This window comes from Micromonospora sp. C41 (assembly GCF_018070485.1).
Lineage (GTDB): Bacteria > Actinomycetota > Actinomycetes > Mycobacteriales > Micromonosporaceae > Micromonospora > Micromonospora chalcea.
Genome location: NZ_JAGPXP010000023.1, coordinates 51,554 through 65,491, shown reverse-complemented (window position 1 = coordinate 65,491; position 13,938 = coordinate 51,554). Strand labels below are relative to the sequence as shown.

7 protein-coding genes are annotated in these 13,938 nt (G+C 73.8%); all 7 read right to left on the bottom strand.

What is annotated here, in order from left to right; genetic code table 11:
- Positions 1 to 199: 199 nt before the first annotated feature.
- The 7 genes from KBX43_RS22765 to thrC all read right to left on the bottom strand — a co-directional run bounded on the left by KBX43_RS22765 (position 200) and on the right by thrC (position 13,929).
- The gene (locus KBX43_RS22765) at positions 200 to 3,652 is read right to left on the bottom strand and encodes a phosphodiester glycosidase family protein (protein ID WP_210887066.1); all 3,453 of its coding nucleotides are present in this window, start codon (positions 3,650 to 3,652) and stop codon (positions 200 to 202) included.
- 144 nt (positions 3,653 to 3,796) lie between these two features.
- Complete coding sequence (gene rho / locus KBX43_RS22760; RefSeq protein ID WP_210887064.1) at positions 3,797 to 5,851, bottom strand: transcription termination factor Rho; 2,055 nt, start codon at positions 5,849 to 5,851, stop codon at positions 3,797 to 3,799.
- Positions 5,852 to 6,189: 338 nt separating this feature from the next.
- Entirely contained in the window at positions 6,190 to 7,092 is a 903-nt protein-coding gene (gene thrB / locus KBX43_RS22755) for a homoserine kinase (protein ID WP_210887061.1), read from the bottom strand.
- 64 nt (positions 7,093 to 7,156) lie between these two features.
- Entirely contained in the window at positions 7,157 to 8,401 is a 1,245-nt protein-coding gene (locus tag KBX43_RS22750; RefSeq protein ID WP_043328629.1) for an MFS transporter, read from the bottom strand.
- Between the two features lie 9 nt (positions 8,402 to 8,410).
- On the bottom strand, positions 8,411 to 9,229 hold the full coding sequence (locus KBX43_RS22745) for a polysaccharide deacetylase family protein (protein WP_064447844.1): 819 nt from the start codon (positions 9,227 to 9,229) through the stop codon (positions 8,411 to 8,413).
- 115 nt (positions 9,230 to 9,344) lie between these two features.
- On the bottom strand, positions 9,345 to 12,590 hold the full coding sequence (locus KBX43_RS22740) for an efflux RND transporter permease subunit (protein WP_210887058.1): 3,246 nt from the start codon (positions 12,588 to 12,590) through the stop codon (positions 9,345 to 9,347).
- Between the two features lie 289 nt (positions 12,591 to 12,879).
- A complete protein-coding gene (gene thrC / locus KBX43_RS22735) occupies positions 12,880 to 13,929 on the bottom strand; it encodes a threonine synthase (RefSeq protein WP_210887055.1) in 1,050 nt (349 codons plus the stop codon).
- Positions 13,930 to 13,938 lie beyond the last annotated feature (9 nt).

Sequence of the window (13,938 nt, the reverse complement as noted above, 5' to 3'; positions counted from 1 at the left end):
GAGGTCCGCCACCCGCAACGCCCGCCCACACTCCCGCATTCCCACCCCCACGCCCCCCACCCTGCTGATCATGAACTTGGCGGCAATTCCTGTCGCTTTTGTCCAGGTCAACTTCATGATCAACGGAGCGGAGCGGCGGAGCGAGGCGGGGGCCGGGGGCGGGGCTCCTCCCCCAGGATGAGGAGCCCCGGCCTCCGGGTCAGGCGGCGGGGGCGCGGACCGCTGCGGCCGTGGTGACAGTCGTCTCGGCCTTCACGCCGTTGACGGTCACCGCCAGCAGCACCTGCGCCCCCGGGCGCAGCGCGGTCAGCCGGCCGGTGGCCGGGTCGAACCGGGCCACGTGCCACGGCCGTACGCCCGTCGCGCCGCCGATGTGCAGGTTCGGCGAACCGGACCAGTCGGCGCTGACCGGCGCCGCCACCGGCACCTGCCGGCCGCTGGGCTGGGTGAGCGTGGCCGTGACGTCCACCGGCGAACCCTGGCGCACCTGCGCGGGCGAGGTCAGCGCGAGCCGGTCGACGTGGGCGTGCATCTCCGCGCTCACCCACGTCGGGCCCTCGGCCAGCGGGTCGCGGCGGGCCCGCTCGGCCTCCCCCGGCGTCACCGGGTCCACCCCGAACTCGGTCCAGCCGGTGAACCCGCCGAGCGCCGCCGGGGTCGACGGGTCCTTGCCCGAGTTGCCGTTGATCACGTACGGCACGCCGTCCACCCGGTCGGCGTGGAACGTGCCGACGTGCCCGTTGACCATCAGCGCGCCCTTGCCGGTGCGGTGCTGGAAGTCGGCCAGCCACTGCTCGACCAGCGCCGCCTCCTTACGGTCGCCGAGCTGGCTGGCCTTGGCCGGGCTCGGGTCGCGCGGCGGGTGGTGGAACAGCACCGCCACCGAGCCCACCGAGCGGTCGCCGGCGGCCTGGTCGAGCGTCCGGCGCAGCAGCTCCACCTGGTCGAACCCGCCGCCGCGCAGCGAGCCGGTGGCCGTGCTGAGCGTGAGGAACCGGGTGCCCCGGTGGTCGAAGACGCGCGAGGTGTCCCCGAAGACGCTGCGGAAGTTGTCGATCGGCGCGCCCATGATCTCGTGGTTGCCGGGCACGTAGTGATACGGCACCTCGCCGCCCAGCTCCTCGTCCAGGATGCGCTTGGCCAGCGCGAAGTCGGCCGGGTAGGCGGTGTCCACGAAGTCGCCGTTGATGATCAGGAAGTCCGGCCGGGCGGCGCGGACCTCGCGCAGCGTACGGCGGGCCTGGGCGACCAGGTCGCTGTCCGGGTTCGCGGCGACGAACTGGGCGTCGGAGAGCACCGCGAAGCGCCAGGGCGCCCCGTCCACAGTGCCGTCGCGCAGCACCACCCGGTCGGTGCGGTTCGGCTCGGGCGGCGCCTGCACGTCCGGCGGTACCCGGGCCACCAGGTCGTCGATCACGACCTCGCTGCGGTACTGCTTGGCCGGGTCGGTCTCGGCCACGTAGAACCGGCGCACCCGCACCGGGTACTGCACGCCCGGCGGTACGGCGAACTCGACGTACTTCCAACCGGTCCAGTCCAGGTACGGGCCGCGCAGCACGAACTGGGTGTCCTGCGCGTCGTGCAGGTGCAGGCTGGGCCACTCGCCGGTGCCGTTGGCCTTGATCCACATGCCGAACGCCTGCGGCTGGCCCGGTACGTCGATCCACGCGGGCGGGTCGGCGTACGCGGCCCGGGTGCCGGTGGACTGGCTGAAGTCGTACGACATCCGCAGCCCGCTCCCGGTGTGCCCCTCGGCCGGTGCGACCGACCCGGAGGCGCGGGCCTGGCTGAACTTCCAGGACGCCGCGTCGTCGAACCCGGCCACCGGCACGTCGGTGAGCCCGACGGTCACCGGCAGGACCGTGCTGTGGTTGCCGACCCGTGCGGTGACCAGCGCCGAGCCGGTCGCGGCGAGCGCTTTGACGGACAGGTTGCCGTCGGCGGTGGGGGTGACGGAGAGCAGGTCCCTGTCGTACTCCAGCTTCAGGTCGGCCGGCTCGATCGGCGCGGTGTTGCCCTCGGCGTCGTAGCCGACCACGCCGAACAGGCCGCTGTCACCGGCGCGGTCCAGGCCGACCCGGTCGACGGTGCCGTCGATCCGCTGCAGCGGGCCGAGCACCGTCAGCTCGATGGTGCCGCGGGCCCGGCCGCGGGCGGCGGTGACGGTGCTGCGGCCGGGGACGGCGGCCCGGAACACGCCGTCGCCGTCGACCCGTCCGTGGGTGGCGTGCCAGCGCGGCTCGCCGGCGGCTGGGCCGTACGTCTCGTCGTATCCGGCGGCGGTGAGCCGGCGGGTGAGGCCGGGGAAGACCCGGTCCGGCCGGCCGCCGCGCACCGGTGCGACGCCCGGCGCGGCGGTCGGGTCGCTGGCGGTCTCCAGCCAGTAGCCGGTGAGCCGGCCGCTGCCCTTCGGGGCGTAGACGGCGAGCCCGTTCGGTACCGGCCGCTCGCTGCCGTCGGACGGGCTGTTCTCCACCTGGACCGTGGCCGCGCCCGGCTCCCGGGCGAGCAGCGTGGAGGAGCCGCCGCCGTCGAGGTTGAGCGCGTTCGCGGCGCCCAGCTCGGCCATCATGCGGCCCATCTCGGTCTGCGTGACGCCACGGCTGTCCACCTGCCGGCCGTCCACCGTCATCATGATCATCTTGCGTCCGTCGGCGGAGAAACCGACAGCGGTGCGCGGGGCCAGCGACGCGTCGGCGATGTCCTGCACCACGCCGTCGCGGACCAGCACGTTGCCGCCGCCCACGGCGGCGCGCAGGTCACCGCCGTCGGAGGCCCGCGGCCGCCAGGTCACGTCCACCGCGTCGCCGGGCCGCAGCGCGGCGAGCGCGTCGGCACCGGCCTCGCGGCCCAGCAGCACGGTGCTGCCGGCCGGGATCGGCCCCTCGCCCGCCGTGGTGGCCACACTCGCCACCCGGCCGCCGGTCAGCGTCACCTCGACCGTCCGGGCCGCGCCCTCCACGGCCCGCTTGCGGGTGTACGAGCCCCAGAGCGGCGTGAACACGCCCACGCCGTCGCGCTGCACCATGTTGTTGAACTGGGTCAGCGGCACCGGCCCGGTGGGCAGCGTCGCGGCGCCCTCGAAGCCGACCTCGACCACCCGGCCGACGCCCTGGGCGCTGATCCCGACGGCGTTGGGGTGCCCGGCGATCGGCGACTGCACCAGTTCGCCGGAGCGGATGCCGACGCCCTGGGCGGCGCCGGAGTTGTTGATGTCGAAGAAGTCTCCGTTGACCGCCGCGACCGCGCGGGACCGGTCCACCGCGGCGCGCAGCGGCTCGTCCCTGGTCACCTCGCCGGAGTTCACGTAGTCCACCGTCAGCCCGCCGCCCAGGTCGGCGGTGAGCGCGTCGGCGCGCAGCCAGCCGGCCGCGTCGTACCTGTCGAAGGAGGTCAGGCTCAGGCCGGGCGCGACCGGCCGGGTGCTCTTGGCGGTCTCCAGGCCGCCGGCCGGCTCCACACCGGCGAGCGCGACGGCGGGGTCGGGGCGGGACGAGGCGCGTGGCGCGTCCTCGGCGGCGGTGGCGGCCGGCGGCGCGACGGGCGACGGCCCGGCGGCCGTCGCGGCGGACGGCGTCGGCGCGGTGATGGTCAGCAACGGCGTCAGCAGCAGGACGCCGGCGAGGCGGGCGGGTCGACTGCGGGTTCGCATGGACGACAGTCAACCCGACGATGAACAGAAGTTTCAATACCTAGCGACTGAACCGTAGGAAAACTTCACCATCGGCGGTGCCCGGTACGCGACGAGGGGCACGGCCGCGTACGGCCGTGCCCCTCGTTCGTCGGATCCGTCAGCTCACTCGCCCGGAGTGGACTTCGCGATCTGCATCAGGAACTCGATGTTGGTGCGGGACTGCTTGAGCCGGTCCAGCAGGAGGTCGAGCGCCGCCTGCGAGTCCAGCGAGTGCAGCACCTTGCGGAGCTTGTGGATGATCGCCAGCTCCTCCGGCGCGAGCAGGACCTCCTCCTTGCGGGTGCCGGAGGGGTTGATGTCGATCGCCGGGAAGACACGCTTGTCGGCGATCTTCCGGTCCAGCTTCAGCTCGGCGTTACCCGTGCCCTTGAACTCCTCGAAGATGACCGTGTCCGCCATGGACCCGGTCTCCACCAGCGCGGTGGCGAGAATGGTCAGCGAGCCACCGTTCTCGATGTTGCGCGCCGCGCCGAGGAAGCGCTTGGGCGGGTAGAGCGCGGTGGAGTCGATACCACCCGACATGATCCGGCCGCTGGCCGGCGCCGCCAGGTTGTACGACCGGCCGAGCCGGGTCACCGAGTCGAGCAGCACGACCACGTCGTGCCCCAGCTCGACCAGGCGCTTGGCCCGCTCGATCGCCAGCTCCGCCACCGTGGTGTGGTCCTGCGGCGGACGGTCGAACGTGGCCGCGATGACCTCGCCCTTCACCGAGCGCTGCATGTCGGTGACCTCTTCGGGCCGCTCGTCGACCAGCACCACCATCAGGTGGCACTCCGGGTTGTTGCGGGTGATCGCGTTCGCGATCGCCTGCAGCACCATCGTCTTGCCGGCCTTCGGCGGCGACACGATGAGCGCCCGCTGGCCCTTGCCGATCGGCATGACCAGGTCGATCACCCGGGTGGTGAGGATGTGCGGCTCGGTCTCCAGCCGCAGGCGCTCCTGCGGGTAGAGCGGGGTGAGCTTGTAGAACTCCGGCCGGCGCTTCGCCTCGTCCGGCTCCATCCCGTTGATGGTGTCCAGCCGGACCAGCGGGTTGTACTTGTCGCGCCGCTGCTCGCCGTCCCGCGCGGCCCGCACGGCGCCGGTGATCGCGTCACCGCGGCGCAGGCCGTACTTCTTGATCTGGGACATCGAGACGTACACGTCGTTCGGGCCGGCCAGGTAGCCGGTGGTCCGGACGAAGGCGTAGTTGTCGAGCACGTCGATGATGCCGGCGACCGGGACGAGCACGTCGTCCTCGCCGACCTGCGGCTCGCGGCCGCCACCGCTGTCGCCCTCGCCCCGCTCGCCGCGGCCGCGACGACGGTCCCGGAACCGGCTGCGCCGGCCCCGCCGGCCGCCGCCCTCGCCGTCGTCGTCGCCGTCGTTGTCCCGCTCGGCGCGCTGACCACGGTCGTTGCGGTCGCCCCGGTCGTTCCGGTCGCCCCGGTCGTTGCGCTCGGCGCGCTCGCCCCGGTCGGCACGCTCGTTACGGTCGCCCCGCTCGGCCCGGTCACCCCGGTCGTTGCGGTCGCCCCGGTCGTTGCGGTCGCCGCGCTCGGCCCGGTCGCCACGCTCGGCCCGGTCGCCACGCTCGGCCCGGTCGCCGCCACGCTCGGCACGCTCGCCGCCGCGCTCACGGCCCCGGCCCTCGTTGCGCTCACCGCGCTCGGCACGGTCGGTCCGCTCGCCGGTCTCGGCGGGCGCCTCCTCGGCGCGCGGCGTCTCGGCCGGCCGCGCCTCGGTCGCCGGCGTCTCGGCCGGGCGGGCCTCGGTGGTCGCGGCCGCAGTCCGGCTGCGGCGACCACGGGTACGGCCCTCGGTCGCCTCGGCGGCGGGCGCCTGCTCGGCGGGGCGCGCCTCGGCCCGCTCCTCACGGACCTCCGCGTGCACCTCCTCACGGGCGGGAGCAGCAGCCGCGGCCGCTACCTCGGCGCGCGGTCGAGGGGTTCCGGCGGCGGCGCCGCCCTGCTGCCGCTCGGTGATGGCACTGATCAGCTCGCCCTTGCGCATGCGGGCCGTACCAGAGATGCCGAGCGACGCGGCCAGGCTCTGGAGCTCCGGCAGCAGCATGGCCGACAGGCCGGTGCCGCTCCGGCGGCGGCGCGTGGGGGCGGCGGTGGTGGCATCGCCAGCGACGTTGGAAACATCCGACGTCACGTCGGTGGTGTCGCTCAATGGATTCCTTCCCTCGATAGGCCGGAGCTGCCCGGAGTCGTGGAGCCAGGTGGCCGGGCGGCCTCGGTGCACCCGCCTCGCATGGACGCGTCGCGGGAGTCTGTGACACAGCAGCCGGTGGTTTCCCGACTCACCACCATCGGTGAGCAGGTCTCGCCGCCTGCGGCGACCTGTGGAAACTGCGGTGCGGCGTGGGCCTTGGGCAGGGGTGACGGGCTGACCGCCGAGAGCTTCGGGGGTGCGCCGAACCGCAGGAAGATCGCATGCTTCGCGGCTGTGCTAGGTCTAGAGCGTAATCAACTCTTCCGACCTGCGGCAACAGGGCCCCGCTCGGCGTGTCAAAGTCTACCCCGGATGACCCGGGCACCGCTGACATCTATCGGCAACTCCCACCGGCGCCAATCTGTTCCCGGCTCAAATCCCACCGGGACCTGGGAAAGCGCCAGCACCGTCGGCCCCGCCCCACTGACCACAGCCGCCACACCAGCCGCACGCAGCGCGCCGACGAGCGCCGCGGTGGCGGGCATCCCGGGCGCCCGCTGCTCCTGGTGCAGCCGGTCGACGGTGGCCGGCAGCAGCAGCGCCGGATCGGTGGTCAGCGCGTGCACCAGCAGGGCCGACCGGCCCGCGTTGAGCGCCGCGTCGGCGTGCGGCACGGTGGCCGGCAGGGCGGCCCGGGCCACCGAGGTCAGGCCCCGCTCGGCGGGTACGAAGACGGTCGGGCGCACGGCCGGCGCCACCGGCAGCGACACCGCCCGCGCGCCGCCCGGCTCCGTCCAGGCGATCGTGAAGCCCCCGAGCAGGCAGGGCGCGACATTGTCCGGATGCCCCTCCAACTCGGCGGCCAACCGCAGCGCGGCGTCGTCGTCCATCCGCTGCTCGCCGTCTGCAACCAGGGCGCGGGCCGCCAGCACCCCGGCCACGATCGCGGCCGAGGACGAGCCGAGCCCACGCGCCTGGGGAATGCGGTTCTCGCACTCCAGCGCCAGGCCGGCCGGCTGCGCGCCGAGCACGTCGAAGGTGGCCCGCATGGCGGTCACGATCAGGTGCCGCTCGTCGGCCGGCAGCTCACCGGCACCCTCGCCGGTGACCGCCACCCGCACGCCGCCGCCGGTCACCTCGGCCGTGACGTCGTCGTGGCGGCCCAGCGCCAGGCCGAGCGCGTCGAAGCCGGGGCCCAGGTTGGCGCTGGTCGCGGGCACCCGGACCCGGACCGGGCCGGGGAGGAAGGTCGTCGGCACCGGCTCATGCTAGGACGTCACCCCGACAGCCCGGCCGGACCGCCCGGAGCGTGGGACCGGCGTGTCAGCCGGTGCGCTCCGGGGTGGGCGCGTCGACCGGGTCGGTGAGCGAGAGCCGCCGGGTGGCGAACCGCCAGCCGAGCGCGTAGACGACGGTGGCCAGGCCGCAACCGACCAGCACGGTGCGCTCGTCCACCCGGTCCACCACGAGCGCCACAACCAGCTGACTCACCGCGATGGCGAGCGTGGCCAGCATCATGTCGGTGGCGAAGACCCGGCCGCGCAGCCGGTCCGGCACCTCGCCCTGCAACGCGTAGTTGGACAGCACCCAGTTGCTGCCGCCGCCCAGGTGGGCCAGGAAGACCAGGACCAGCACCAGCGGGAACCAGGACACCACCGACGCGCCCAGATAGGCCAGGCCGTACAGCGACATGGACAGCGCCAGACCGGTCAGCAGCCAGGCCCGGTTGCTGAGCACCCGGCGCATCAGGATCGGACCGACCAGGGCCCCGGCGCCCCGGGCGGCGAAGAGCAGGCCCGCGCCGACCGGGCCGACGCCGTACACGCCGGCGAGCAGCGGGAAGACGGTCAGCACGCCGTTGCCCAGGCCGACTGCCGACTTCACGGTGACCAGCGCGAGCACGCGCGGGCGCTGGACGATGTAGCGCAGCGCCTCCCGGATCGCCGCCCAGGTGCGCGGCACGGCCGCCGCCGGGTCGCGCGGCGCCTGCAGGGGCCGGCGGATCAGCGCGGCCAGGCCGAACGCGGCGAGCAGGCCCGCGGCGGCCACCCAGAAGCTGGCGTACGGGCCGTACGCGGCGCTCAGGATGCCGCCGAGTGAAGCGCCGACCACTGTCATGGTGCCCCAGGCCGAGCCGGCGACCGCGTTCGCCGCCGCCAGGTCCGCCGGGTCGACCACGTTGGGCAGCGCGGCCTGGGCGGCCGGCGAGTAGAAGGCCTTCGCCACCGCCACCAGCGCGATCGCCGCCAGCGCCAGCCAGGCCGTGCCGGCGCCGCGCACACCGAGCAGCAGCAGGACACCGGCCAGGGCCGCGATGTTCGCCGCCATCATCACCTTGCGGCGGTCGAACCGGTCGGCCACGGTCCCGGCGTACGGCAGCAGCAACGCGGTGGTGCCGGTGTCCACGGCCAGCACCAGCGCGCCCCACACCCCGCTGCCGGTCAGCTCCGGCAGCAGCACCAGCAGCGGCACCATGACGAACCAGTCCGCGCCGAACACGACCAGCTCGGCGATGAACAGATGGCGGAAGTCGCGGTTGCGGACGAGGACGGAGAGGGTGGGCGACACGCGGGCACCCTATCGGGCCGCTCCCCCACCGGCAGCTCGGCGCAGCAGGTCGGAGACCGTGACGAAGGTGTATCCCCGGGCCCGCAACCCGTCGATCATGTCGGGCAGGCCGCGGAGCGCGACCAGCCGCCGGTCGTCGCCCACGTCGTGCCCGAGCACGATCGTGCCGGGGCGCACGTCGGCCACGATCCGCCGGGCGTGCCCGGCCGGGTCGTGCGGGAACTCGCTCTCGACCATCTGCAGCGTCCACAGCACCAGCCGGTAGTCCAGCCGGGCCGAGGCGTACAGCACCGCGCCGCCCAGATGTCCCCAGGGCGGGCGGAGCAGTCGCGGGGACGATCCGGTGGCCGCGGTGATCGCGTCGTGGCTGCGGCGCAGGTCGTCGTAGACCGTCGCGGCGTCCATCCGGGCCAGGTCGCGGTGCGCCCAGCTGTGGTTGCCGACCTCGTGGCCGTCCATCCGGTCCCGGACCAGCGGGGCGTGCCGGCGCGCCCGCTCACCGACCAGGAAGAAGGTGGCCGGCACCCGGTGCTCGGCCAGCGTGTCCAGCACCATCGGGGTCCACTGTGGGCGGGGGCCGTCGTCGAAGGTGAGCGCCACCAGGGGTTCGTCGGTGCGTACGCCCCAGACGACCTGGACCCCGCCGCGACCGACGTCCTGGTGGCGGTTGCCGAGCGTGGCGCTGGCCGGGCCGCCCGCCAGCGGGAGGCGGCGGTCGGCCACCCAGGTGCTCTCCACGGTGGCGGCGGAGCCGAGCGCGGCGCCGCCCAACAGCAGCGCGGACCGGCGCAGCACGGTACGTCGATTCCACTGGCCCGCGACCCCCATCGCGCCCCCGCACCGAAAGTAGGCATCAGCTCACCGAGCGTACCGCCGGATGCGCTTCTGGTGTGTCCCGTGCGTCGAGGTGTCGGGAGGGGCCGCGCGGGCCCCTCCCGACCCGTCACTCGGTGGGGGGAAGCGGGGAACGGCGGCTCTTGGGCAGGCGGAGCACCTCGAACTGGTCCGTACCGTCGATCAGCGCGCCCGACGGGCGGGCCGGTGGCGGCGCGACCCGAGCCCGCTCCTCGACGCGCTCCTCGCCGCCGCCGACCGGCACCGGCACCGGATCGGCCGCCGGCTCCGGCTCGACCGGCGCCGCCGCGCCCCGGCGCCGGGCCCGGAACGAGCCCTTGGTGTGCTCCACCATCGTGTAGAGCGTCGGCACCAGCACCAGCGTCAACAACGTCGAGCTGAGCAGGCCGCCGATCACCACGATCGCCAGCGGCTTGGAGATGAAGCCGCCCTCACCGGTCAGGCCGAGCGCCATCGGCAGCAACGCGAAGATCGTCGCGACGGCTGTCATCAGGATCGGCCGCAGCCGGCGCCGGCCGCCCTCCACCACGGCCTCGGTCACATCCATGCCCTGCGCCCGGTACTGGTTGATCAGATCCAGCAGCACGATCGCGTTCGTCACCACGATGCCGACGAGCATGAGCACGCCGATCAGCGCCGGCACGCCCAGCGGCGTCCCGGTGACCAGCAGCAGCCCGATCGCCCCGGTCGCCGCGAACGGCACCGAGATCAGCAGGATCAGCGCCTGGGTGAGGCTGCGGAACGTGGCCACCATGATCAGGAAGACGATCGCGATGGCGGCCAGCACCGCGAGCCCGAGGTCCGCGAACGCGTCCGCCTGGTCGGCGCTGACGCCGCTGATCTCGTACGTGGCGCCCGGCACGTCCAGCGCGTCCAGCCGCTTCTGCAGCTCCTGCGTGGTGGCGCCGAGGTTCGAGCCGGTCGCCGTGCCGGTGACCGAGACGCTGCGCTCGCCGTCGATCCGGGTCACCTGCTGCGGGCCCTCGACCTGGTTGACGTCCGCGATCGCGTCCAGCGGCACCGCGCCGACCGGCAGCGCCCGCAGCTCCGCCACGGTCAGCGGCGGCCGGGCGCCGCTGCTCAGGACCACGGTCTGAGCCGTGCCGTCGAGCGTGACCTGGCCCAGCGGCGCACCCCGGTACACCTGCGCGACGAGCTGCCCGACGGCCGCCTCGGTGAGCCCGGCGCGGGCCGCGGCGACCCGGTCCACAGTCACCTCGACGCGGGGCACCCGCGTGGCCAGGCTGCTGGTGACGTCCTCCACGCCCGGCGTGTCGGCCATCGCGGCACGTACCGCCTCGGCCGCCCGGGTCAGCGTCTCCTGGTCGGCGGCCTGCACCACCACCTCGACCTGGTTGGCCGAGGCGTTCTGCCCGCCGCCGAACGTCAGCTCGCCCACCTCCGGGCCGAGCGCGTCGAACTCCTTGCGCAGACCCTGGCGTACCGTCGCGGCGTCGGTGTCGTCGGAGAGCGACAGCGACCAGGTGGCCCGGTCGCTGCCGCCGCCGGCGAACGGGTTGTCGCCACCACCGGCGCTGACCTGGTAGGTCTCCACCCCGGGGGTACGCCGCAGCACCTCCTCGATCCGCGCGGCGGCCCGGTCGGTGCCGGCGAGCGAGGTGCCGGCCGGCATCTCCTGCCGGATGGCGAGCGTGTCCTGGCCCGAGTCGTCCAGGAAGTTCGTCTCCAGCTTCTGTGCCAGCCCGAACGTGCCCAGGAGCACCAGCAGGCCCAGGCCGACGGTCGCCCACCGGGTCTTCCGGGAGCGGGTGGCGAAGTCGATCACCGGCAGGTACGCCCGCTGCAGCGGGTTGCGCAGCTCCTTCTCCTCGGCCTCCCGCCGGGCCGCGGCGTCGTCGGCGCCGCCGCGCGGCCGCAGGAACCAGTACGCCAGCACCGGGATGACAGTGAGCGACACCAGCAGCGAGGCGAGCAGCGCCACCGTCACGGTGATCGCGAACGGGGCGAAGAGCTGCCCGACGAAGCCGCCCACCAGGGCGATCGGCGCGAACACGGCGACAGTGGTGAGCGTGGACGCGGTCACCGCGCCGGCCACCTCGCGGACCGCGGTGAGAATCGCGTCCCGCTTCGGCTCGCCGTACTCCAGGTGCCGTTTGATGTTCTCCAGCACCACGATGGAGTCGTCCACCACCCGGCCCACCGCGATGGTCAGCGCGCCCAGGGTGAGCAGGTTGAGCGAGTAGTCGCCGGACCAGAGCACGATCAGCGCGACCAGCACCGACAGCGGGATGGACACCGCGGTGACCACCGTGGAACGCACCGACAGCAGGAACACCAGGATCACCACGACCGCCATGACCAGGCCCAGCAGGCCCTCGGTGGTCAGGCTCTCGATGGACTTCTCGACGAACGGGGCCTGGTCGAAGACCACTGTCAGCTCGGCGCCCGCGGCGTCACCCAGCTCGTCCAGCCGGTCCCGGATCTCGTGCGAGATCTCCACCGCGTTGCCGTCCGGAGCGGCCGTCACCGCGATGCCCAGGCTGGGCTTGCCGTTGGTACGGGTCAACGAGGTCGCCGGGGCGAGCTGCTGCTCCACCGCTGCGACGTCGCCGAGGCGTACCGGGGCGGCGGGCGCCGTGGTGAGCACGATGCCGCGCAGGTCGTCGAGCGTCCGGATCGGCGTGCCCACCTGCACCGGCAGCGACCGGTCGCCGTCGGCGAGCGCGCCCGCCGGCACCGCCACACCGTTGCTCTTGAGCGCCGACGCGATGGCGGTCGGCGCCACCCGGGCGGCGGCGAGCTTCGCCGGGTCCGGCGTGATCGTCACGATCTGGTCCCGGGCGCCGGTGACGTCCACCGACCGGACGCCGTCCAGCGCCTCCAGCTCCGGCACGACGGCGGTACGCAGCTTCTCGGCCAGCGCCCGCTCGTCGCCGTCACCGGTCGCGGCGACCACCACGGCGGGCAGGTCGTCGGTGCTGCCGGCGATCACCTGCGGGTCGACGCCCTCGGGCAACTGGGCATCGATCCGGTTGAGCGCGGTCTCCATCTTGTTGACCACGTCGTCCAGGTCGGTGCCGAACTCGTACTGCACCTGGACCGTGGCCGAGCCCTCGCGCGAGGTCGAGGTGACCGTGTCCAGGCCCGGGATGCCCTTGAGGCTGTTCTCGATCGGCTCGGCGACCTGGGCTTCGACGATCTCCGGCGCGGCACCCGGGTACGTCGCCACGATGAACGCGGCGGGAAACTCCAGCGACGGCAGGAGCTGCTGCTTCAGCGACGGCACGGCGAACAGCCCGAACGCCGTCGTCACCAACGCGACGAGGGCGATCAGGCCCCGGTTGGCGAGACTGAATCTGGCGAGCAGCGACATCGGCGTTACTCACTCCTGAAGAGGGGGTTTGCGGGGCCCTGAGTCTGCCGCACGGCCCGACACTCCCGGCATCCGCCCCAGCCGATGACATCGCCGTGCTTGAGGGTCGCCCGCGCCCGCCTTGATCGACTCCACTTCGCCGAGGTGGCTACATCCCACCCACCCCGACCCCGCCACTTCCCCGATCTGGAGTCGATCAAGGACGGGGATACCGCCACCTCCCCGAACTGGCATGGGTCGAGCGCGGAGGGCGCCGGCCGGTCCGGGAACGACGCGGGAGACGGAGGGATCAGACCAGGTCGAGGGAGCGCGCGGCGGCCAGCGCGTCGTTGGCGATCGTCACCGGCGCGGGCGCGGTCGAGATGGCCCACTCCGGGTCCTTCAGACCGTGCCCGGTGACCGTGCAGACCACCCGCGACCCGGCCGGCACCTTGCCGGCGGCGGCCTGCTGGAGCAGACCGGCGACGCTGGCCGCGCTGCCCAGCTCCACGAAGACGCCCACCTCGCGGGCCAGCAGCCGGTACGCCGACAGGATCTCCCGGTCGGTGACGGCGGAGATCAGGCCGCCGGAGGCGTCCCGCGCGTCGAGGGCCTTGGTCCAGCTCGCCGGGTTGCCGATCCGAATGGCGGTGGCGATCGTGGACGGCTCCGGCACCACCTGGCCGGTGACGATGGGGGCCGCGCCGGCGGCCTGGAAGCCGTACATCCGGGGGGCCTTCGTGGCCTTGCCGTCGCGCAGGTCCTCGGAGTAGCCCATCCAGTACGCGGTGATGTTGCCGGCGTTACCGACCGGCAGGCAGTGGATGTCGGGCGCGTCGCCGAGCGCCTCGACGATCTCGAAGGCCGCGGTCTTCTGGCCGTGCAGCCGGTCGATGTTGACGGAGTTGACCAGCGCGACCGGGTAGTCCTGGGCGAGCTTGCCGGCCAGCCCGAGGCAGTCGTCGAAGTTGCCCTGCACCTGGAGCAGCTTCGCGCCGTGCACGAGCGCCTGGGCCAGCTTGCCCAGCGCGATCTTGCCCTGCGGCACCAGCACCGCGCAGGTGATCCCGGCGCGGGCCGCGTACGCGGCGGCGGAGGCGCTGGTGTTGCCGGTGGACGCGCAGATGATCGCCTTGTCACCGGCCTCGACGGCCTTGGAGACGGCGACCGTCATGCCCCGGTCCTTGAACGAGCCGGTCGGGTTGGCCCCTTCGACCTTGAGCCAGACGTCCGCGCCGACCCGGGCGGAGAGCACCGGCGCCGGCAGCAGCGGCGTGTTGCCCTCGTGCAGGGTGACGACGGGAGTCGCGTCGGTGACCGGCAGCCGGTCCCGGTACGCCTCGATCAGTCCCCGCCACATGTCGCGCTC